We start from the raw sequence: 21,299 nt of genomic DNA on the forward strand, positions 1-21,299 counted from the left end.
TAGTACGCCGCCGCTAGTACGTGGCTTCGATCCGCCATGCCCTGCCCCGGCACACCAGCAGGAACGCCGACGGTTCATCGGTCGCGACCTGCAGTCTGGCGTACCTGCGTGCCGCACCACTCTCCGACCACCACATCTCGTCGACCGGCCAGGGGCCGGCCCACCCGGTCAGACGGAGTGACCTGCCGCCCCACCGCAAGGCCACCGGTGGGCTGCTCATCACCCCACGGCCGGTGACCCACACCGGTTCACCGGCGGCGTCCAGGAGGTGGACGGCGGAGGCGGGATGCCGCGGCCCCGGTGCCCGGAGTCGGTCAGTGGTGGAAGACTGCGCAGAGCCCACCGTCTCCGGCGCCCCGATGAGGGCAGGCAACGGCGCAGGGAGTTCCCCCTCCCAGGCACGGTCGCGCACCGCGGTGACCTCCTCAGGGTCCTGCTCGCCGTACGGTACCGACACCACACGTCCGGCCACCGCCCGCCCACCACGGTGCACCGGGCGCAGCACCCCACGGGTACCGATCAGCGCCTGGGCACGGGCTGCGGCAGCCCGTGCTGCACGGATTCCCACGTCCGGCCCTCCCCAGAGGGCCTCGGCCACCTCACCGGCCGACACACACTCCACCGGCACCAGGTCGATCGCGCTGATCCCGCCGACGCCGTCCGGTGTCTCCGGGAGGTGGGCCCGCACCCGGGTGAGCCATCCGTCCAACTGCCAGCGCACCCGTTGGGCGGTGTCCTCCTCCGCCAAGGGTTCACGGCACCGCCACAGACGTTCGACCACCACGGGTCCGTGGTATCCCGCAGGCGGGTCCAGGTGGGCGCGTACCGCCAGCCGTAGACAGACCTGCCCCGTCTCCGCCAGACGTTCATGCAGGCGGACAGCCGCCTGGCGTGCGAGGAATGCCGCCGTCGCCGTGTCCACGACCGGCTCCTCCGGTTCGACCCGCACTTCCACCGGGACAGCGGTGCGCTCCGGGGAGACCGGGCGTTCCGGCTCCCCGGAGGCGATCCGGTGCCACCGCATCCCCTCCTCACCGAACCTCCCCGCGACATCCGAGGCCGGCAACGCCGTGAAGTCGCCGAGCGTGCGGATCCCCAACTGTGCCAGGACCGACACCATGCTCCGCGGAGGCCCCAATGATCCTTCAGCAGCCAGGACGTGCAGCGGCAGGCCCGCCAGGTAGCCCTTCGATTCTCCCGAGGGCACCTGGTGCCCCTGACGGGCAGCCCACACCGCGGTGACAACCTCATCGGCTGCCCCTGCCAGGCAGTCCGCCCCGACGCGGGCCGCGGCGTCCACCAGCAGCTCCACGGCCGTGGCCTCATCTCCGTAGTAGCGCACCAGGGACGAAGCGGAGAAAGCGAGCAATCCCGGACGTAGTGTCTCCACCCCGGCGGCGACGGCCTCCAGGGCGAGGAGAACCTCCTCATGTGCCTCCGCCTCCGAGGACTCCTCCACCTCACCGACCTGCAGGGACGGGCACGTCCCCACCGCATGTCTCTCTTTCATGCCCTGCCGCACCCCGGCCCGACGCGCCGCGGCGTTCGCGGCGTGTACCCGGTGGTTGTCCACCACCGCAGCCGGCGCAAGCAGGTCCCACCCCCGGCGCAGAGCCACGGTGTACACCGGCCAGTCGGGAAACCAGAGGACGACCACACGATGCGTGCTCACAATGCCTTGTCCTCCGGAAGCTGTGCCCGTCGCAGGCCGACTGCCACATCATCCGTCCCGACAGTGCCCCGGAACGTCTGCGGCGGCTGAGCCTGACCCCACGCCTGGCCGACCACCGACACACCCCGTACCCGACCTGACCCCACACCGAGACCGGTGACCCCGTCCGTACGCCAGGACAGGTGGAGACGTGACCCCGGCCAGGAGCGGACGCCGGCACACACGACCAGGGCGCACCGGCTCCTGCGCAGACGTGCCTCCACCGGACGCGCAGCAGACGGGGACACTGCCGCCGGCGCCGCGTACACGACCATGTCCACCCCCTCGGCCAGAGTGCCCACGACAGCCGTCGCATGCGGCGTCGGGTCCGGGACGAGGATCAACCGCTCCAGATCACCACCACCGGCGGCCACCGCAGCCAACGCCAGACGCGGATACCCCACGACCGCCGCACACCCGCCGTCCGCAGTCAGGGTGGTCAGCAGATCCACGAGTGCTGCCGGACAGTCGTCCACGGCAGTCACCGCCCCCCGCGGGAGACCTCCGGCCACCAGGGCATCCGACAGCCACCCGGGTACCGGGACGCGCGAGGCATCGTCAGTCTCAGGCAGGTCGCCGGTGGTGCCCCTGCCGCCGTCGCCGATTGTGGCGATCCTGCTCCGGAGTTCGGCGACGATCGCCCCACGGTCTCGTACACCCGTTCCCTGCACCTGCTCCACGGCCCTCACCTCCTTGTCCTGACAGCGCTCCACGACCATTCCAGCCACGGCAACGATACGGAAGCGTCGTGACACACACCGTCCGACGACCGCACCTATTAGAACACCCGTTCTAGTGATGTCAGACTATTCCTCCCTCGAGTGACCGTCAAACCCCACCCGCCGACTACGATGGACAGCCATGGCACGCAGCACGAAGCCCTCCGGCAACCACCCCGTCAACCCCACCCCCGTCACTCCACGCCCCCTGCGTGCCGGTGTCGCGGTCCTCATCGGCGCCGGTGTGGGTGCACTGGCGACTCCGCTGTCCACGGGGTTCCGCGTGGTCCTGATGCTGGTCTTCCTCGCCGCCGGCCTGCTCTGGCTCTTCAGCCACCCCTACCGTCGTGACGTCCGCGCCGCCGTCGAGGCGCGTGGGGACCGCTACACCACCCGCGTCAAACAGGTCGTCCCGCTGTTCCCGATCTGGCTCGCACTGATGCTCGTCCCCGCCTTCGAGTTCGGCAACTGGGCCATCGCCGTCATCGCCTGGGCCGTGGCCGGGGTGTACGCCTGGCAGGTCGTCCCCCGGATCGACGGCACACGCGAACTCGAGGACCTCGCCGCCGTCGACGCCCGCAACGCCTGAGCCGATCGAGCCGATCGAGAAACACAGGACCCCCTTCCCCCGGAACACACCGTCCGGGGAAAGGGGGTCGCCTGCGTCAGGTCACTCCCACTCGATGGTTCCCGGGGGCTTGCTCGTGACATCGAGCACCACCCGGTTGACCTCGGCGACCTCGTTGGTGATCCGGGTCGAGATCCGCTCCAGGGTCTCGTAGGGCACCCGTGTCCAGTCCGCCGTCATGGCGTCCTCACTGGTCACCGGACGTAGGACGACCGGGTGCCCGTAGGTACGGCCGTCGCCCTGCACACCCACCGAGCGCACGTCGGCGAGCAGGACGACCGGGCACTGCCAGATCGTGTTGTCCAGACCCGCGGCGGTCAGCTCGGCACGCGCGATGGCGTCCGCGGCACGCAGGGTCTCCAGACGGTCCTCGGTGACCTCACCGATGATGCGGATACCCAGCCCCGGTCCGGGGAACGGCTGACGGCCGACGATGACTTCCGGCAGCCCCAGTTCGCGTCCCACGGCGCGGACCTCGTCCTTGAACAGCAAGCGCAGCGGCTCGACGAGGGTGAACTCCACGTCGTCCGGCAGTCCACCGACATTGTGGTGGCTCTTGATGTTGGCGGTGCCCGATCCCCCGCCGGACTCCACCACATCGGGGTACAGGGTGCCCTGGACGAGGAAGTCCACGGACGAGCCCTCCGGTGCGTCCTCCAGCACCCCGGCGACAGCGCGCTCGAAGGAACGGATGAACTCCGCACCGATCGCCTTACGCTTCGCCTCCGGGTCGGTGAGTCCGGACAGCTTGCCCAGGAACGCCGCCCGCTCGTCCAGGGTGACCAGCTTCGCACCGGTCGCGGCGACGAAGTCATGCTCGACCTGCTCACGCTCACCTGCCCGAAGCAGACCGTGGTCCACGAAGACACAGGTCAGCCGGTCGCCGATGGCCTCCTGCACGATAGCGGCAGCCACCGCGGAATCCACCCCACCGGACAGCGCACAGATGGCGCGTCCCTCGGGACCGACCTGCTCGCGCACCGCGGAGACGAGCTGCTCGGCGATGTTACCGGCGGTCCAGGTGGGCTCGAGACCCGCGACGTCATACAGGAAACGGGTCAGCACCTCCTGACCGTGCGGGGAGTGCTGGACCTCCGGGTGGTACTGGACGCCCGCCATGCGCTTGTCCAGGCACTCGAAAGCCGCGACCGGGGCACCGTCGGAGTGCGCGGTGACGGTGAACCCCTCAGGGGCCTCGCTCACCGCGTCCCCGTGGCTCATCCACGCCTGGTGCGTGGACTCGAAACCGGTGTGCAACGAACCGCCGTCGACCGAGATCTCGGTACGACCGTACTCACGGTCGCCCGTGTGCGAGACGATGCCGCCGAGGGCATGGGTCATCGCCTGGAAGCCGTAGCAGATACCGAGGACGGGGACGCCGAGTTCCAGCAGTTCCTTCTGCAGTGCCGGGGCGCCGTCAGCGTAGACGGACGACGGCCCACCGGAGAGGATCAGTGCCGCCGGATTCTTCGCGGCCACCTCCTCGACGGGCATGGAGTGGGGGATGACCTCGGAGTACAGCCGTGCCTCACGCACACGACGTGCAATGAGCTGCGCGTACTGGGCACCGAAGTCGACGACGAGGACGGGCCGGGGTTCGGGACGGGGACTGCCGGCGGATGCGCCGGACTGCTGCTGATGTGTCACGACGCTTACTCTACCGAACGCCCCACCTGCCGTTACCGTCGGTGGCTGACAACCCCTCCGTCCGGAGTTCATCCGCCGTTCACTTCGGGACTTCGCGGACCGAGGTGAACCCCATACACTCACGGGGAGCACCCCACGACACGTCGTCGACCATGAATGGAGCCCCACGTGCCGGCAGAGGTCACCGACCGCTCACCCGCCTCCACCGTTACCAACGACACGGAGACAGACGGGGCCACCAGCACCACCACCCCCGAACCGGTACGCAGCCCACTCACCCGCCTCGGACTCCGCGGACGTCCTCTCGCCTGGGCGAACTGGTTCTGCGTGGCCCTGGGGATCTACCTCCTGATCACCGCAGTCTCCGTGGTCGGCAGCGGTTTCAAGGCAGCCACCGGCGGCCAGGCCGAGGAACTCTTCTCCTTCGCCTCCAACCCCCTGGTCGCCTCATGATCGGACTGCTGGCCACCGCGCTGATCCAGTCCTCCACCACCGTGACCGCCATCATCGTCGGTCTGTGCGCCGGAGGCCTGCCGATGGCGACAGCGATCCCCATGCTCATGGGTGCCAACGTCGGAACCACCCTGACCAGCACCCTGGTGAGTCTCGGCATGGTCCGCGACCGTGAATCCTTCCGCCGGGCCTTCGCCGCCGCCTCCATCCACGACTTCTACAACCTGCTCGCCGTGGTGATCTTCCTCCCGCTGGAACTGGCTTTCGGCCTCCTGGAGAAAAGCTCACGCTGGCTGTCCACACAGATGGCAGGCAGTGACGGCGGCGTCCTCGCCGCTGTCTTCGGCGGTCTCGGCAACATTGTCACCGGTGTCACCGATCCCCTGGGCGACGTCATCGCCGCAACCGTCGCTCCTGTACCCGGCCCCTGGGACGGAATCATCCTGATCTTCCTGGGCATCGCCATGATCCTGGCGGTGATCAGCTTCATCGGCACGTTGCTGAAAGTGGTGATGGTCGGACGTGCCAAACAGATCCTGCATACCGCCATCGGGCGCGGCCCGGTCTCGGGAATCGCCTCCGGCACACTGATCACCGTGATGGTCCAGTCCTCCTCCACCACCACATCGTTGATCGTCCCGCTTGCCGGTTCAGGCACTTTCTCCCTTCGCCAGGTCTATCCGTTCACCCTCGGCGCGAACGTCGGAACCACACTCACCGCGTTGATCGCGGCCTTCGCCTTCAGCGGCCCGGAAGCACAGTTCGCGCTGCAGGCGGCACTCGTGCACGTGCTGTACAACGTCTTCGCACTGCTGGTGATCTACGGTCTGCCCTTCCTCCGGTGGCTGCCCCCGGCCGGTGCCTCGACGCTCGCGCGACTCGGTGCCAGAAACAAGCTGTACGTGGCCGTCTGGGTGATCGGAGTCTTCCTCGTCCTGCCCGCCATCCTCGTTCTGCTGACGGTGCTGGTGTGACCGCCTGACCCCGCAGAAGACCAGCTCGAACGCATTCTCGTCGATGCTGAAGACGCTCTGCAGGCTCTGCCGTGAAGAGCCCGCCGAACACCGTCGAGTCGGGGCGTTCCCTGGCGCTGGCAGAGGCGCCGGCTAACCGGCAGAGGTACCGGTCGGATCAGAGACGAACACCGACCGACGCCTCTGCCACTGAACCACCTGCTCTGCCGTCCCGACGCACCGGGGCAGAACCGGGGCAGCACCACGGCTGCGTCAGCGCACCGCCAACGGGACTTTCTGGAAACTCTTCAGGTCGGTGTAGCCGCACTTCGCCATCGACCGTCGCAGGCCACCGACGAGGTTCTCCTCGCCATAGGGGTTGTCCGTGGGTCCGAACAGCAGCTTCTCCAGCGGCAGGGTCTCGCGGGAACCGAAGGTGCCGTACACCGCCTCCGCCTCGCCACGAGGGAGACTGGGGTGTGCCGCCACAGAAGGCCAGAAATGGCCACGCCCGCCGGAGGTGTCCGCCATGGCCAGCGGCGCCCCGAGGGACACGGCGTCCGCCCCACAGGCGATCGCCTTGGCGATGTCACCGGCGACCTCCATATGCGAGTCGGCGATGACGTGGACGTACCGGCCACCGGTCTCGTCCAGGTAGTCCAGCCGGGCAGCGGCGGCGTCGGCGACCGCGGAGGCCATGGGCACGTCGATCCCCAACGCCTGACTGTTCGTCGTGGTGCCCGACCCGACGATGACACCGGCCGCGCCGGTCCGCATGAGGTGCATCGCGGTGGTGTAGTCCACCACTCCGCCGGCGACGACGGGAACGTCCACGGATCCGATGAACTCCTTGAGGTTCAGCGGTTCGCCGTTGGAGTACACGTGCTCCGCCGACACCAGCGTGCCCTGGATCACCAGCAGGTCGATGCCCGCCTTGATCAAGGCGGGGGCGAAGTCGCGGGCGTTCTGCGGGGAGACACGGACACCAAAGGTCACACCGGAGTCCCGGACCTCTGCGAGTCGTTCCGCCAGCAGACCGTGGTCCACCGGTGCAGCGTGCAGCTCCTGGAGCACGCGTTGTGCGGCGTTGTCCGGGGCAGGGAGGCCGAGCGGATCGGAGTCACCGGCAGCCGCACGGACCTTGCCGAGCGCCGCGTCGAGGTCACGGTGACGTCCCCACAGCCCCTCGGCGTTGATGACGGGCAGTCCGCCGAGGCGGCCGAACTCCACGGCGAACTCGGGGGTCACCACGGCATCCGACGGATGCGCCATGAAGGGGATGTCGAAACGGTAGGCGTCGATCCGCCAGGTCGTGTCGACGTCGTGGGACGAACGGGTACGCCGTGACGGCACGATGTTGATCTGGTCGAATCCGACGACGCGGCGCGCCGTCCGCCCCATCCCGATGTTCACCTGTTCCTGCATGGGTACCTGGTTCCTAACGCTGGTAGTAGTTCGGGGCTTCGACGGTCATCTGGATGTCGTGCGGGTGTGACTCGCGCAGACCCGCGCCGGTGATACGGACGAAGTGTGCGTCGTTGAGGTCCGCGACGGTCCGGGAGCCGGTGTACCCCATGGCGGCACGGAGTCCGCCGACCATCTGGTAGATGATGGTCTCCACATTGCCGCGGAACGGGATCCGCCCTTCGATGCCCTCGGGAACCAGCTTCTCCTCGCTGGTGACGTCGGCCTGGAAGTAGCGGTCCTTGGAGTAGGAGCGCTGTTCGCCGTGCAGCCCACGGCCCTTCATGGCGCCGAGCGAGCCCATACCGCGGTACATCTTGTACTGCTTGCCGTTGATCACGGTGATTTCGCCGGGCGCCTCGCTGGTGCCTGCGAGCAGGGAGCCGAGCATCACCGAGGACGCGCCTGCCGCCAGGGCCTTGGCGATGTCACCGGAGTACTGCATGCCACCGTCAGCGATGATCGGCACACCGGCCTTGCGTGCGGGGACGGCCGCCTCGAGGATCGCGGTGATCTGCGGAGCCCCGACACCGGCGACAACGCGGGTGGTGCAGATCGAGCCCGGGCCGATGCCGACCTTGATGGCGTCCGCCCCGGCGTCGATCATGGCTTCGGCTGCACCGCGGGTGGCGAGGTTACCGCCGATGACGTCGACGCGGTCACCGAACTCCTTCTTCACCCGCGCGACCATGTCCAGCACCCCGGTGTTGTGTGCGTGCGCGGTGTCGACGACCAGGGCGTCCACCCCCGCGTCGACCAGTGCGCCGGCACGACGCCAGGAGTCCTCACCGGTACCGATGGAGGCACCGGCGAGCAGACGTCCGGACGCGTCCTTCGCGGCATTCGGGAACTTCTCGCGCTTGGCGAAGTCCTTGACCGTGATCAGCCCGGTGAGCACGCCTTCGCCATCGACGATCGGGAGCTTCTCGACCTTGTTCTCCCGCAGCAACCGCAGCGCAGCGTCGGCCGAGACCCCCTTCTCCGCGACGACCAGCGGCATCGGGGTCATGACGTCGGCGACCTTCGCCGAGAAATCCTCCTCGAAGCGCATGTCCCGGTTGGTGCAGATTCCTACCAGCCGACCGGAGGTGTCCACCACGGGCAGGCCCGAAATGCGGTAACGCGCGCACATCTCGTCGACTTCACCGATGGTCATCTCCGGTGAACAGGTCACCGGGTCGGTGACCATACCGGCTTCGCTGCGCTTGACGATCTCGACCTGCTCGGCCTGTTCCTCGATCGACAGGTTGCGGTGCAGTACACCCATACCGCCCTGGCGCGCCATGCCGATCGCCATCCGCGCCTCGGTGACGGTGTCCATCGCGGCGGAGATCACCGGGACATTCAACGTGATGTTGCGGGTCAGCTGGGTGGTCGTCACCACTTCATTGGGGATGATGTCGGACGCCGCAGGCAGCAGAAGGACATCGTCGAACGTCAGACCGACCAGCTCCACCTTCCTCGGGTCGTCGCCACCAGTGGTCACAAGCTGGGCATCGGTCATGCCGGTCAGGCCTCCTGCATCCTTTACACGTCCGTACCGGAATCAGCCGGAACTGTCGTCGGGTGTTTACCAGACAGGATAACCCGTCGCGCACGGTTATCCGCCATCAGCACCCGGAGTACCCGGCATCCGCGCGCAGGACGCGTACGGGACGTACGGCACTGTTCCCCTCCCCGTTCGCAGCAGGTAGTCTCGTGTCCGTGGACTTCGACGATTCTCTGATGCCCCCGGACCCCTTCGCCGATGATCCGGAGGATCCGGCGGCCCTGTTCGATGACGACGTGGACGAGCCGTTGTCCGACGACGAGCGCCATGCTCTGCGTGAGGACCTGGCCAACGTCCGCCGCTTTCGCGAGCTGCTGGAACCCCGAGGGGTGCTGGGTGTGGCGATGACCTGTGACGACTGCCAGGAGCTGCACTACTACGACTGGCCGATCCTGGTGTCCAACCTGTCGACCATGCTCAATGACGGCCCGGTACCGGTCCACGAACCCGGCGCCGACCCCGACCCGGATTTCTACGTGCCCTGGGACTACTGCGCCGGGTACGCCGACGCCGCCGACTGGCTGAGCCGCGGACCGCGGACATTCCGTAAGTGGGGCCGCTAGAAACCACGACCCCGGCGCCGGGGAACGGCCGTCGCGGTCAGGAGGAGGGCTCTGCCCCGGCCTCCGGATCATCCGGCTCACGCTGGGACTTCGGCGTGCTGCTCGGGGTGGACGACGTGGTCGACGTCGTCTTCGACGGGGCCGCCGCGGCACCACGCTGCGGCTCCGCCATCACCATCGGCCCGCCCGCCCCGGGTGTCTCGGCAGGAACCTCGGAGGCCTCGGCGTCACCGGCCGACTCTCCCCCGTCCGTCGCCGGGCCGCCGTCGCCGGTGGTGTCGGTCGGATCGACGGGCTGAGCCTCCGTCCCCGGCTCCGGATCCGCCAACACCATGCCGCCCGCATCGGCACCGTGGTCAACGGCACCGTCGTCTGTGGCGGGCGCGGAGGGGTCGTCATGTCCCTCCGATGCGGGGGCGGCCGTGTCCGGTGTCGTGTCGCCGGAACGACGCGGCGTGTCCGCGTCGTCCCCTCCACTCTGCTGGGCGGATTCGGCGACGACGGAGTCCGACTGTCCGGAGCTCCCGGAATTACCCGTCGTCAGGGCCCCGACGGTGAAACCTCCGACGACAAGCGCGGCGGCGACGCCACTGCCCACCACCAGGGATGTCAACGAGACCCCACCCAGGGCGGCGACGCCACCGGCACGGCGCATCGCGCGGCGCCGGCGACGTCCCGCCAGAGGCGTCACCGCAACCGAGCCGTCCTGCGCTTCAGTAGGGTCGACGACGGGGGCAGCCGGAATGTCCCGTGCGCTCTCGGCACGGGCATCAGCGAGAAGACGGTAGAGCGGGTCAGCACCGTCAACCTTCTCCCCGGCGGCAATGGCGTCCAGCATCCGGTCGGCTGCACGCACGGCATCGACGTCGACACCATTCATGGCATCGTCGTCGAAACCCTGCGGGTCCCACCTGTGCTTGTCCATCATTCCGTCCTCGAAGTCTCGCGGGATTCCAGGGTCTCCCGCATCTTGGCCAACGCCCTGAACTGTGCAACCCGCACCGCACCAGCAGTCGACCCGACGATCTCCGCCGTCTCCTCGGCGGAGTATCCACCGAAGACCCTGAGAGTCACGATCTGTCGTGCCTTGTCACTGAGCGTATCGAGCAACTGGGCGACTTCGTTACAGGAACTCAGGTCGACAGCCACCGATTCAGGGGTGCTGGTGACCACCTCCTGATCCGGCACCTCGTCGGTGGGAACAGACAGGTCACGGGACTGCGAGCGACGGGCGTCGACGATCTTGTTCGCGGCGATCCGGTAGACGAACGCCATGAACGGTTTGCCCTGGTCCTCGTAGCCGGGTATCGCGCGTGCGACGGCGAGACAGATCTCCTGCGCCAGGTCCTCCGGGGTGGGGTACTTCGTGGACGGGACACGGGCCCGGCAGTACCGCACGACCGGCGGGTGGATGAGATCGATGATGCGCTGGAGCGCCCGCCCGTCCCCCTCCACTGCGGAGGGGACGAGACGGGGCAGAGCCTCGTCGATGTCGTCAGTCGCTGTCATAGTCCTCGTGAAACCACGGTCAGGGCAGGCTGTCGGTTCGCCGGTCAAGCTCGCCTGCCTGTGGGGTGAAATTACCACAGCAAACCGTGCGCCCGGGACTCACCCGGTGATACCCGGCGGGAACCGGAGCATGCCGACCGCGGAAAATGTCACATCCTGAACAGCTGCCGGACACCTGTTGTTCACACACGGGGACGACCCTGGGGGTCGGTGGAAAGAACGCAGATCCACCGGATTCAGCACTCAGAAATACTTGACGTACAGGAGAACAGCCATGCCACAGACGAGCGACCTCCCCGGCCCCGCCACAGCCTTCTGGGACTGGCAGCTCCACGGTTCCTGCCGGGGAGCAGAGTCCGCCGTCTTCTTCCACCCCGACGGAGAACGTGGGCGGGCACGCTCACTGCGGGAACACCGCGCCAAAGCCATCTGCAACGAATGCCCGGTACTGGCCCAGTGCAAGGAGCACGCCCTCAGCGTCGGGGAGGTCTACGGGATCTGGGGCGGAATGGGTGAGTCCGAACGCGCCGCCGCCCAGAACGGGCGTGCCCGGCGTCTCCGGCCTGCCAGGGAAAGCCGCCGACTGGCGTCCTGACCAACAGGACGACGAAGCCCCCGCCCCGGCCAGAACATGACCGGAAACGGGGGCTTCAGACGTGCCCGGGACCCCTAGTGGTGGTGTCCGTGGCCGGCGGCTGCTGCCGCTTCGGCGGGCTTGTCGACGACGGCGGTTTCGGTGGTGAGCACCATGCGTGCCACGGAGGTCGCGTTGACGACGGCGGAGTGGGTGACCTTGACCGGGTCGATGATCCCCTGCTCCAGCAGGTTGCCGTAGGCGCCGGTGGCGGCGTTGTAGCCCTCACCGTTGCCCAGCTCTGCGATCTTGGAGACGACGACGGCCCCGTCGAGACCGGCGTTGTCGGCGATCCAGTAGGCGGGACGACGCAGTGCGCGTGCCAGAGCCTTCACACCGACGGCCTTGTCGCCCTCGAACCCGGAGGCGAACTCGTCGAGTTCGGCGGCGATCTGCACCAGGACAGATCCGCCACCGGCGATCACGCCTTCCTGCGCAGCGGCGCGGGCGGCGTTGATGGCGTCCTCGACGCGCAGCTTGCGCTCGTTGACCTCGGTCTCGGTGGCCCCGCCGGCACGGATGACAGCGACACCCCCGGACAGCTTCGCCAGACGTTCCTCGAGCTTCTCGCGGTCCCAGGTGGAGTCGGTGCGCTCGATGTCCGAGCGGATCTGGTTACGTCGTGCCTCCAGGTCCTCAGCGGTACCGGCGCCGTCGACGATGACGGTCTCGTCCTTGGTGACGGTGATGCGGCGGGCGGTGCCCAGCTGCTCCAAGGTCATCTCGGAGAGCGACTGGCCGACCTCCTTGTCCACGACCGTGGCACCGGTGACGACAGCGAGGTCATCCATGAACGCCTTACGGCGGTCCCCGAAGTACGGGGCCTTCACGGCGACGGCCTTGATGGACTTGCGGATGGAGTTGACCACGAGCATCTGCAGCGGCTCGCCGTCGACGTCCTCGGCGACGATGAACAGTTCCTTACCTGCCTTGGCGACCTGCTCCAGAACGGGCAGGAAATCGGGCAGGGAACTGATCTTGTCGCGCACCAGCAGGATGGCCGGGTTCTCCAGGATCGCCTGGGCCGACTCCTCCTCGGTGACGAAGTACGGCGACAGGTAGCCCTTGTCGAAGGAGACGCCCTCGGTGACGACGAGCTCGTCCACCAGGGACTGGGACTCCTCGACGGTGAGGACGCCGTCCTTACCGACCTTGTCCATGGCCTCGGCGACCTTGGCACCGATGCCTTCGTCACGCGAGGACACGGTGGCGACGTTGGCGATCGCGGCGGAGTCGGCGACCGGCTCCGCACGCTTCTGCAGTGCCTCGATGACCTTGTCCGCGGCCGCGGAGATGCCCTCGTTGACGGCGATCGGGTTTCCGCCGGCGGCGACGATACGCATACCCTCGTTGATCAGGGCCTGTGCGAGCAGCGTGGCGGTGGTGGTGCCGTCACCGGCGATGTCGTTCGTCTTCACGGCGACGGACTTGACCAGCTGCGCACCGAGGTTCTCGAAGGGGTCCTCGAGATCGATGTCGCGGGCGATGGTCACGCCGTCGTTGGTCACGGTCGGACCACCGAAAGCCTTGTCGAGAACAACGTTACGGCCCTTGGGGCCGAGGGTGACGCGCACCGAGTCCGCCAGCGTGTCCACACCGCGCTGGAGGCCCTTGCGGGCCTCCTCGTCGAATGCGATGAGTTTAGCCATGCGTCACGACCTACTTCGCGGAGTCGACGACGGCGAGGATGTCACGCTGGTTGAGCAGCAGGTACTCTTCCCCGTCGTACTTGAGCTCGGTGCCGCCGTAGCGGGAGAACACGACCGTGTCGCCGACCTCGACGTCCATCGGGATGCGGTCGTCATCGTCGTGCCAGCGGCCCGGGCCGACGGCCACGACGGTGGCCTCCTGCGGCTTCTCCTTGGCGGAGTCCGGGATGACCAGACCGGATGCGGTGGTGGTCTCGGCCTCGACGATCTGGACGAGGACGCGGTCCTCGAGCGGCTTGATGTTGACGTTAGCCACGTTGAATACCTCCGTGTTTGCGTACATGCAGTGATCGGAATTGTCTTGTGTTCCGGTTGGTATATCCTGCACAGCCGTCGTCGCGGGTGAACAACTGTGTGTCACACAACCACTTGGCACTCTACCCTGCCAAGTGCTAGCCCTCAACAAGGGAGGGTGCCAACACGGGCACCTCGACATCCATCGAGGGATCGGTCGCGGCATCCAGTGAGCTCGCCGGTGCTCCCGCCTCGATCAGCCGCGCCGCGAGCGTCGCGATCATCACCCCGTTGTCCGTGCACAGGGGCAGCGCCGGCACGACGAGACGCACACCCACTGCCGCACACCGCTCGGCGGCGAGCGCCCGCAGACGACGGTTGGCCGACACTCCCCCACCGAGCAGCATCACCGTGGCGCCGGTGTCGACACAGGCCCGCACCGCCTTCGCGGTCAGCACGTCGACGACCGCCTCTTGGAAGGACGCGCAGACATCCTCGACCGGAATCGTGCGTCCCTCTGCCGCAGCCTTCTCCACGAACCGGGCGACCGCCGTCTTGAGCCCGGAGAAGGAGAAGTCGTAGGCGGCGTCCCCCGGGCGGCTCATCCCCCGGGGGAAGGCGATCGCCGCCGGGTCCCCCTGCGCGGCGAGCCGGTCGATCACGGGACCACCCGGGTACCCGAGTCCGAGCAGTCGGGCGACCTTGTCGTAGGCCTCACCGGCGGCGTCATCCAGTGTGGAGCCCAGCTCGACCATCGGACGTCCGACCCCGTTGACCTGGAGGATCTGCGTGTGTCCACCGCTGACCAGCAGTGCGACCGCACGGTCGAGATCGCCGACCGCCCCGGCGTCGTCGTCACCGTCCACCTCGAGCGTACCGACGGCCACGTGCCCGCCGAGGTGGTTGACGCCGTAGAACGGCACCCCCCACGCCGCCGCGTACGCCTTGGCAGCCGCCGCACCGACCAGCAGTGCCCCGGCGAGACCGGGCCCCACCGTCGCCGCCACCGCGTCCGGACGGCGTCGTCCCCCGGTGGCCGCCGTGGCCCGTTCAAGATCGTCGAGAGCCGCCGCCATCGTCGGCCCCATCGACTCCAGGTGCGCACGGGAGGCGATCTCCGGCACCACCCCTCCGAATCGGGCGTGCTGTTCCATGGAGGAGGCGACCCGGTTCGACACCTGCCGGACCCGCCCGTCGGAGTGCAGCTCGACGACTCCCACGCCGGTCTCGTCACAGGAGCTTTCGATCCCCATGATCAGGCGCGGTGCCTCGGACATCCGCCGTGACCGGGCCGGACGGCACATCGTGTAGGCGTCCGCACCGGAAGGCCGGTAGTAGTTACGGCGGGTACCGGTGATGTCGAAACCGTAACTGCGGTACAGGCTGATCGCCGGGCCGTTGTCGGTCCGGACCTCCAGGTACACCGGACCGTCGTCCCTGTCCGCGAGGTCCATCAGCGGATCCATCAGCTTGCGGGACCATCCCCGCCCCTGCACGGCAGGCTCCAGGCCGATCGTGTGGATCTCGAACTCCGGGTCGCCGGCCGGACCGTTCTTCGCCAGGCCGGCGTAGCCGACCAGCCGCTCCTGCGACGTCCCCTGCCCGGTGACCATGCCCAGGTAGACCGTGTTCGGCGCAGTGATCTCACTGGCGAACCCCGCCTCCGGCCACGGCGAGTCACCGTGGAAGAGCTCCGCCTCGATCTCGGCGCACCGTGCCGCGGCCTGTGGGGCGAGCGGCCCGACGCTCGGCTGCACCGTACCCGCCGCGTCCTCCGGTGCCGACACCTCACCGGTGCTGTCACCGACCTCGTCCACACGACTGAAGTCAAGTGCCGCGGAGGTCTGCACCGCTTTCGGTTCCACTGCATCGGGACGGCGCAGGTACAGCGCCCGCAGCGGGGCACCAGGATGTCGCAGCCCCTCAACTCCCCCGAGGAGCTGCACCGCCGCGGTGACGAGACCTACCGGAGTGGGACGTGCGTCCGCGTCCACCACCGTCCACCCGGTCACTCCGCCGGCCCGCTCGGCAACCTCCCGGGAGGCCAGGACCTCCGCCTCCGGGACCGCCGCGATGACGTCGTCCGGCGCAGCGACCGCCGGGCCGTCGAGCACCGCCCCGGTGGCACCGTCGATGAGGCTCCAGTACCACTCGCGCCGCCGTGCGTCACTGACAACCAGGCGACGGAAACTGCCGACGGCCGCAGTGGCGGCGGTCGCAGTGGCGGCGGTCGCACAATGCCCCGGGACCCCGTGCACGGGGATGCCGAGGGCGTCACCGAACGCCGCGCCGGTCGCCATCCCGACGCGCAGTCCGGTGAACGGCCCGGGACCGACACCCACGACGACCGCGTCCAGGTCCTCGGGCGTGATTCCAGCCTCCTCGAGGGACGCGAGGATGTTCGGGGTGAGCACCTCCATATGCCCCCGCGGGTTGAGCTCCACCCGCTCGGCGAGCAGACGTGGCCGTCGCTCAGAACCGACGGCAGAACCGACCGCAGAACCGACGGGACACTCCACCACCCCCGCGATGACGTACGAGGTGGAGGTGTCGACCGAGAGAACATGCATGGAACGCGATTCTACCCCGGCACCCCGACATGGAATAGGCGAAGCCCCGTCGCACTCTCCAATTGCGACGGGGCCTCTGGATACACCCCTCACGGTGATCCGTCACCCATTTTGGCACCACATGCAGTTTCTCGCCAATCAATTCCACTTATGGGGGATATTATCGGGGGGATTCAGAAGTGCTACCCCTGTGACCAGCGCCAATGGAACTGCCGGGGCGACTCGTCCTCGTAGTCACCGTCAGAGTCGCTGTCAGGACCGTCGCCCCCGGCACGGTCGATCTCGATGTCGATCCACCGCGTCGGCGCCAGCGACTCCACCACACCGCGCCCCCATTCAGCGACGAGGACGCGATCCTCAAGGTCGGCGTCGATGTCCAGGGACTCCAGAGCGTCGAGCACCGCACTGCGCGGAGGGGTGCCGCCGGTCCCGCCGTCATGGGCCGCATCGCCGAGCAACCGGTAGGCGTCCATGTGCAGCATTCCGGGACGCCCCTCCGCCCCGCGCCGGTGTTCCCGGATGATCGTGAACGTCGGCGACTGGACCCGACCCTTCACTCCCAGCCCGGCGGCGATGCCCTGGGTGACGGTCGTCTTCCCCGCCCCGAGTGCACCGGTGAGCACCACCACATCGCCCGCCCGGAGCCGGCTGCCCAGTTCCCGACCGAGAGCACGCATCGAGTCGGCGGAACTGACCTCCACTGTGCCCGACGCCGCGTCGAACATGCCGGCGAAGGAGTCCTCGGCGGCGGTCGGAGCAACGGGCAGGACACGGCGGCGCACCCGTCCCCTGGGCAGGGTGAGCACTTCGTAGGCGATGGTGTCGGCGGCGGTGGCGATCTCCTCGACGGAGCGCCCTCCGGCACCGAAGATCACCGCCCAGTCACCGGGCCGGACCGATGCACCGGGGCCCTCCTCGTCAGCGGCACCCAGGTCGATGACGATCTGGTCCATGCACACCCGTCCGACCTGCGGGAACCACACCCCGTTGACGGTCACCCCGAACCGCCCCGACATGCTTCTCGGCAGGCCGTCGGCGTACCCCATCGCCACGACGGCGGTGCGGGTGTCACGCTCGGCACGCCAGAGGTGTCCGTAGCTGACGCCTTCCCCGGCGGGAACGACCCGGGTGGTCACGACCCGTGCCCTGACCGTCATCGCCTCACGTAACCGGACCGGTCCGCTCTCCCCCACCGGAATCACGGTCGGGTCGACGGCATACACCCCGTACACGCTGACCCCGGGCCGCACCATCTCGTGGCGCAGGTCAGGACGGGACAACGTCGCGGGGGTGTTGGCAATGTGGTTCACCGGGACGTCGAGTCCCGCCGCACGGCACGCCTGCACGGCGTCGACGAACCGTCGCGCCTGCAGGTCAGTCACCGGCGAGTCGGGGTCGTCCGCGCTCGCGAGATGGGACAACACGCCGGAGACGGTGAGGACACCTTCACGGACCGCAGTCGTCGCCAGGGACACCGCCTCGTCCCACCTCGCCGCCTCGATACCGGACCGGGACAGCCCCGTGTCCGCCATGAGCCCGACGGTCAGCGGCGACGATCCCGCAGCCACCGCCGCCCGTGACGCCGCGACGGCGGAGCGCAGGTGCCGGACCGACGGCACACCCAGGGTGACGCCGGCGGTACATGCCGCGGCGATGTCCTCCTGGTCAGGCTCCGGCAACCACATCCACGCGGTCACCGGCGCCGTCACCCCGGCGTCCCGCAACGCCAAGGCCTCGCCGAGTGTCGCAACCCCGAGAGCCACGGCCCCCGCATCGAGTGCCGTCCGGGCCACGTCGACCATGCCGTGGTTGTACCCGTCAGCCTTGACGATCGCCATCACGCCTGCGGGCGCGGCGACGCGTGCCAGAGTCCTGACATTGTGGTCGATGGCGCCGAGATCGACGACGACCTCGGCGAGGGCATGGTCCCGGGGGTCGTGTCCTTCGCTCATCACCGTTGTTCCCCGGGTCTATTCCACGGTCACGGACTTGGCCAGGTTCCGCGGCTTGTCGATGTCGGTGTTGCCGCACTGGCGGGCGATCTCGGCCGACAGGAACTGCAACGGCACGGTGGAGAGCAGCGGCTGCAGCAGGGTCGGGCACTGCGGGATCTCCAGCAGATCATTGGCGAACGGGCGCACCGCCTCATCGCCTTCCTCCGCGATGACGATGGTCCGGGCACCGCGGGCGCGGATCTCCTGGATGTTGGTGACGATCTTCGAGTGCAGGATCTCCCTGCCCTGCGGCGACGGCACGACCACGACCACCGGCAGGTCGTCCTCGATCAGGGCGATCGGCCCGTGCTTGAGCTCCCCGGCGGGGAATCCCTCGGCGTGGATGTAGGCCAGCTCCTTGAGCTTCAGTGCTCCCTCCAAGGCGACCGGGTAACCGACGTGGCGTCCCAGGAACAGCATGGTCGGGATCGGGCCGAGCTCCGCCGCCAGGTCAAGAACGGTGTCCTTGAGTTCCAGTACCTTCTCGATCTTGCCCGGGATCTCCTCGAGCTGGCGGTAGGTCGTCTCGATCTCGTCGGAGAACTTCGTTCCGCGGGCCTGTGCGAGCGCCAGACCCACGATGTAGTTCGCCGCAACCTGGGCCAGGAACGCCTTGGTGGAGGCGACACCGATCTCGGGGCCCGCGTGGGTGTAGAGCACGGCATCGGCCTCGCGGGGGATCTGTGAACCGTTGGTGTTGCAGACCGCCAGCACCCGGGCCCCCTGCTTCTTGGCGTGCCGGACCGCCTCCAGCGTGTCCGCGGTCTCACCGGACTGCGAGACCGCCACCACGAGCGTCTGCCGGTCGAGGACCGGATCACGGTAACGGAACTCGCTGGCGACCTCGATCTCCACAGGCAGCCGCACCCAGTGCTCGATGGCGTACTTCGCCAGCAGCCCGGAGTGGTAGGCCGAACCACAGGCCACCACGAAGACCTTCTCGACCTGACGCAGGTCGTCGTCGGACAGTCGCTGCTCGTCGAGCACGACCCGTCCGTCGACGTAGTGCCCCGCCAGTGTGTCACGCACGGCGGCGGGCTGCTCGAAGATCTCCTTCATCATGAAGGAGTCGAAGCCCCCCTTCTCTGCGGCGGCGAGATCCCAGTCGATGGTGAAAGGACGGCCCTCGGTCGGGGTGCCGTCGAAGTCCATGACACGGTATCCGTCTGCGGTGATGACGACGGCGTTGTTCTCGTCGAGTTCCACCGCCTCACGGGTGTGTGCGATGAACCCCGCGACGTCGGAACCCAGGAACATGCCGTCCTCGCCGACGCCGACGATCAACGGGGTGGAGCGGCGCCCGGCGACGATCTTGCCCGGCTCGTCCGCATGGGCGAACAGGACGGTGAACGCGCCTTCCAGCCGACGCAGCACCGACAGGGCGGACGCCTCCAGGTCACCCGCCGTGGGGCCGGCGGCGTACGCCAGGGCGAGCAGGTGGGCAGCGACCTCGGAGTCGGTCTCGCTGGTCAGTTCGACGCCTGCGGCCTCGATCTCGGCACGCAGTGGGGCGAAGTTCTCGATGATGCCGTTGTGCACGATCACGGCTTTACCGTCGAAGGAGACGTGCGGGTGCGCGTTGACGTCATTGGGACGTCCGTGGGTGGCCCACCGGGTGTGGCCGATACAGGCCTTCCCGGTGAACCTGTCCCGGCCTGTCTCCGCGATCTGCTGCTGCAGGTTCGCGAGCTTTCCGGCCTTCTTCTCGACCTCGATGTCACCGTCCGAGATGACGGCGATACCGGCGGAGTCGTATCCCCGGTACTCCATCCTGGCCAGGGCCTCCAGGCCGATGTCAAGTGCTTTGGCGGAGCTCCGGGCGCTTCCGATGTATCCAACGATGCCACACATACCCGACAACAATACTGGTCTGCGTTTCAGCCCGTGAAGCGCGTCCCGCTAGACACCCCTGACCGCGATCCCTGCGACGTCGTCCCCGGTATGTTCCCCGTCGTGAGACAGCTGCGTCGCGGCGCGCGGGGGTCCGGGGGTGTCTGCGGCCGGGCTGCCGCGGAGACCCCCGCCCCGCGGCACGGTTCTATCTACTAGGCTGAGATCCGTGGCAGACAACGTGAAGAACCTGGTCCCCCGGTTGGAGAAACGGGGCCCGCACAGGGTCCTGGTCGGCGAACTCGACTTCGCCGGAATCCCCGGCCGTATCTACACGCCTGCTGAGGGCAAGGCGATCGCCGGCGTGGCATTCGGCCACGACTGGCGGGTCGGCGTGGACGGTTACCATGCCACCCTGCGCCACCTGGCCAGCTGGGGTATCGCCGTCGCTGCACCGGACACCGAGCGCGGCATCCTGCCGAATCACCGTGGTTTCGCCTCGGACCTGGAGTCCTGCCTGCAGATCCTTTCGGGGGTCCGGCTGGGCGTCGGCAACATCACGGTGGACCCGAACAAACTGTTCTTCGCCGGGCACGGCATGGGCGCCGGTGCCGCCATCCTGGCCGCGACGGGACGGGCTCCTGCTGAACCCGCCAAAAAGCACTACCGGGACCGGCCGACGGTCGCCGGCGTGATCGCGATCCACCCGTCAGACACCTCCCCGAGTTGCTACCAGGCTGCGCGGCACGTACAGGCCCCCGGTCTCGTTCTTGCTCCGGGACGCTCGTTGGGGATCGAGGCCGGCGAACCGGAGCGTGTCGCTGCTCTGTGGGGAGGTCCGGTGGTGTTCCGCAGGATCTCCAAGGCGTCGGCATCCGGATTCCACGAGAAGCTGATCCGTAAGTTCCTGACGACGAACAGTGGACTCGAACTCGCCGCGCAGGATTTCATCCGGTCGCTGGCCACCGGCTTTATCCTCGCCGAGGATGACAAGCACTATGCGGGCTTCCGGGATCCGGAGGCGAAGATCAAGAACTCCGAGGTCGAGAACCGCGGGGAACTGTTCGAGAGGTTGCCTGAATTCGCTGATCCGCTCGACGCGGTGAATCAGGCCCTCCGGGCCTGACTACTG

General features: G+C 68.2%; 18 protein-coding genes. 6 read left to right on the top strand and 12 right to left on the bottom strand.

Annotated elements, in window-relative coordinates; genetic code table 11:
• Window positions 1-13: 13 nt before the first annotated feature.
• Together BJF89_RS00380 and BJF89_RS00385 are read right to left on the bottom strand one after the other, a co-directional pair.
• Window positions 14-1,672: a DNA polymerase Y family protein gene (locus BJF89_RS00380; RefSeq protein WP_255372423.1), complete on the bottom strand. Its 1,659-nt coding sequence runs from the start codon at window positions 1,670-1,672 to the stop codon at window positions 14-16.
• The gene (locus BJF89_RS00385; protein ID WP_255372424.1) at window positions 1,669-2,466 is read right to left on the bottom strand and encodes a hypothetical protein; all 798 of its coding nucleotides are present in this window, start codon (window positions 2,464-2,466) and stop codon (window positions 1,669-1,671) included. The genes BJF89_RS00380 and BJF89_RS00385 overlap by 4 nt, the downstream gene beginning before the upstream one ends.
• A 106-nt stretch (window positions 2,467-2,572) precedes the next feature.
• Here BJF89_RS00385 and BJF89_RS00390 point away from each other — a divergent pair, with 106 nt between their 5' ends.
• Window positions 2,573-3,019: a hypothetical protein gene (locus BJF89_RS00390; protein WP_075811240.1), complete on the top strand. Its 447-nt coding sequence runs from the start codon at window positions 2,573-2,575 to the stop codon at window positions 3,017-3,019.
• A gap of 81 nt (window positions 3,020-3,100) precedes the next feature.
• On the opposite strand, the gene guaA is transcribed toward BJF89_RS00390, so the two are convergent.
• The gene (gene guaA / locus BJF89_RS00395) at window positions 3,101-4,705 is read right to left on the bottom strand and encodes a glutamine-hydrolyzing GMP synthase (protein WP_075811242.1); all 1,605 of its coding nucleotides are present in this window, start codon (window positions 4,703-4,705) and stop codon (window positions 3,101-3,103) included.
• A 168-nt stretch (window positions 4,706-4,873) separates the two neighbouring features.
• Here guaA and BJF89_RS19200 point away from each other — a divergent pair, with 168 nt between their 5' ends.
• On the top strand, window positions 4,874-5,158 hold the full coding sequence (locus BJF89_RS19200; RefSeq protein ID WP_255372425.1) for a hypothetical protein: 285 nt from the start codon (window positions 4,874-4,876) through the stop codon (window positions 5,156-5,158).
• Complete coding sequence (locus tag BJF89_RS00400; protein WP_255372426.1) at window positions 5,155-6,132, top strand: Na/Pi cotransporter family protein; 978 nt, start codon at window positions 5,155-5,157, stop codon at window positions 6,130-6,132. Before BJF89_RS19200 ends, BJF89_RS00400 begins: the two co-directional genes overlap by 4 nt.
• 252 nt (window positions 6,133-6,384) lie before the next feature.
• On the opposite strand, the gene BJF89_RS00405 is transcribed toward BJF89_RS00400, so the two are convergent.
• Together BJF89_RS00405 and guaB are read right to left on the bottom strand one after the other, a co-directional pair.
• On the bottom strand, window positions 6,385-7,536 hold the full coding sequence (locus BJF89_RS00405) for a GuaB3 family IMP dehydrogenase-related protein (protein WP_075811244.1): 1,152 nt from the start codon (window positions 7,534-7,536) through the stop codon (window positions 6,385-6,387).
• 13 nt (window positions 7,537-7,549) lie between these two features.
• On the bottom strand, window positions 7,550-9,079 hold the full coding sequence (guaB, locus tag BJF89_RS00410; protein WP_075811246.1) for an IMP dehydrogenase: 1,530 nt from the start codon (window positions 9,077-9,079) through the stop codon (window positions 7,550-7,552).
• A gap of 62 nt (window positions 9,080-9,141) precedes the next feature.
• On the opposite strand from guaB, the gene BJF89_RS00415 reads away from it, so the two are divergent.
• Entirely contained in the window at window positions 9,142-9,687 is a 546-nt protein-coding gene (locus BJF89_RS00415) for a DUF5319 domain-containing protein (RefSeq protein ID WP_369803613.1), read from the top strand.
• Between the two features lie 37 nt (window positions 9,688-9,724).
• On the opposite strand, the gene BJF89_RS00420 is transcribed toward BJF89_RS00415, so the two are convergent.
• Both BJF89_RS00420 and BJF89_RS00425 read right to left on the bottom strand, forming a co-directional pair.
• Window positions 9,725-10,615 carry a hypothetical protein gene (locus tag BJF89_RS00420; protein WP_139311814.1) on the bottom strand — a complete coding sequence of 297 codons (891 nt, stop codon included), beginning with the start codon at window positions 10,613-10,615 and terminating at the stop codon, window positions 9,725-9,727.
• The gene (locus tag BJF89_RS00425) at window positions 10,612-11,196 is read right to left on the bottom strand and encodes a sigma-70 family RNA polymerase sigma factor (RefSeq protein ID WP_038546501.1); all 585 of its coding nucleotides are present in this window, start codon (window positions 11,194-11,196) and stop codon (window positions 10,612-10,614) included. Before BJF89_RS00425 ends, BJF89_RS00420 begins: the two co-directional genes overlap by 4 nt.
• A gap of 274 nt (window positions 11,197-11,470) precedes the next feature.
• Between BJF89_RS00425 and BJF89_RS00430 the strand changes: the two genes are divergently transcribed.
• Entirely contained in the window at window positions 11,471-11,791 is a 321-nt protein-coding gene (locus tag BJF89_RS00430; protein WP_075811250.1) for a WhiB family transcriptional regulator, read from the top strand.
• A gap of 74 nt (window positions 11,792-11,865) precedes the next feature.
• On the opposite strand, the gene groL is transcribed toward BJF89_RS00430, so the two are convergent.
• The 5 genes from groL to glmS form a co-directional block, all read right to left on the bottom strand.
• Window positions 11,866-13,479 carry a chaperonin GroEL gene (groL, locus tag BJF89_RS00435; RefSeq protein ID WP_075811252.1) on the bottom strand — a complete coding sequence of 538 codons (1,614 nt, stop codon included), beginning with the start codon at window positions 13,477-13,479 and terminating at the stop codon, window positions 11,866-11,868.
• A gap of 10 nt (window positions 13,480-13,489) precedes the next feature.
• A complete protein-coding gene (groES, locus tag BJF89_RS00440) occupies window positions 13,490-13,795 on the bottom strand; it encodes a co-chaperone GroES (protein WP_075811378.1) in 306 nt (101 codons plus the stop codon).
• A gap of 136 nt (window positions 13,796-13,931) precedes the next feature.
• Window positions 13,932-16,343 carry a tRNA (adenosine(37)-N6)-threonylcarbamoyltransferase complex transferase subunit TsaD gene (gene tsaD, locus BJF89_RS00445; RefSeq protein ID WP_075811254.1) on the bottom strand — a complete coding sequence of 804 codons (2,412 nt, stop codon included), beginning with the start codon at window positions 16,341-16,343 and terminating at the stop codon, window positions 13,932-13,934.
• Between the two features lie 182 nt (window positions 16,344-16,525).
• Entirely contained in the window at window positions 16,526-18,295 is a 1,770-nt protein-coding gene (alr, locus tag BJF89_RS00450) for an alanine racemase (RefSeq protein WP_075811256.1), read from the bottom strand.
• Between the two features lie 18 nt (window positions 18,296-18,313).
• Window positions 18,314-20,188, bottom strand: coding sequence for a glutamine--fructose-6-phosphate transaminase (isomerizing) (glmS, locus tag BJF89_RS00455; RefSeq protein ID WP_075811258.1), 1,875 nt, complete (start codon window positions 20,186-20,188; stop codon window positions 18,314-18,316).
• Between the two features lie 208 nt (window positions 20,189-20,396).
• On the opposite strand from glmS, the gene BJF89_RS00460 reads away from it, so the two are divergent.
• Complete coding sequence (locus tag BJF89_RS00460; RefSeq protein ID WP_187344655.1) at window positions 20,397-21,293, top strand: alpha/beta hydrolase; 897 nt, start codon at window positions 20,397-20,399, stop codon at window positions 21,291-21,293.
• Window positions 21,294-21,299 lie beyond the last annotated feature (6 nt).

The organism is Corynebacterium sp. CNJ-954 (assembly GCF_001942345.1).
Lineage (GTDB): Bacteria > Actinomycetota > Actinomycetes > Mycobacteriales > Mycobacteriaceae > Corynebacterium.

Bases quoted from the DNA above. Each gene is read 5' to 3' on its own strand.
- BJF89_RS00400 (WP_255372426.1), top strand. From the start codon at position 5,155: ATGATCGGACTGCTGGCCACCGCGCTGATCCAGTCCTCCACCACCGTG.
- tsaD (WP_075811254.1), bottom strand. From the start codon at position 16,343: ATGCATGTTCTCTCGGTCGACACCTCCACCTCGTACGTCATCGCGGGG.
- BJF89_RS00390 (WP_075811240.1), top strand. From the start codon at position 2,573: ATGGCACGCAGCACGAAGCCCTCCGGCAACCACCCCGTCAACCCCACC.
- groL (WP_075811252.1), bottom strand. From the start codon at position 13,479: ATGGCTAAACTCATCGCATTCGACGAGGAGGCCCGCAAGGGCCTCCAG.
- glmS (WP_075811258.1), bottom strand. From the start codon at position 20,188: ATGTGTGGCATCGTTGGATACATCGGAAGCGCCCGGAGCTCCGCCAAA.
- BJF89_RS00430 (WP_075811250.1), top strand. From the start codon at position 11,471: ATGCCACAGACGAGCGACCTCCCCGGCCCCGCCACAGCCTTCTGGGAC.
- alr (WP_075811256.1), bottom strand. From the start codon at position 18,295: ATGAGCGAAGGACACGACCCCCGGGACCATGCCCTCGCCGAGGTCGTC.
- guaB (WP_075811246.1), bottom strand. From the start codon at position 9,079: ATGACCGATGCCCAGCTTGTGACCACTGGTGGCGACGACCCGAGGAAG.
- BJF89_RS00425 (WP_038546501.1), bottom strand. From the start codon at position 11,196: ATGACAGCGACTGACGACATCGACGAGGCTCTGCCCCGTCTCGTCCCC.
- BJF89_RS00420 (WP_139311814.1), bottom strand. From the start codon at position 10,615: ATGATGGACAAGCACAGGTGGGACCCGCAGGGTTTCGACGACGATGCC.
- BJF89_RS00405 (WP_075811244.1), bottom strand. From the start codon at position 7,536: ATGCAGGAACAGGTGAACATCGGGATGGGGCGGACGGCGCGCCGCGTC.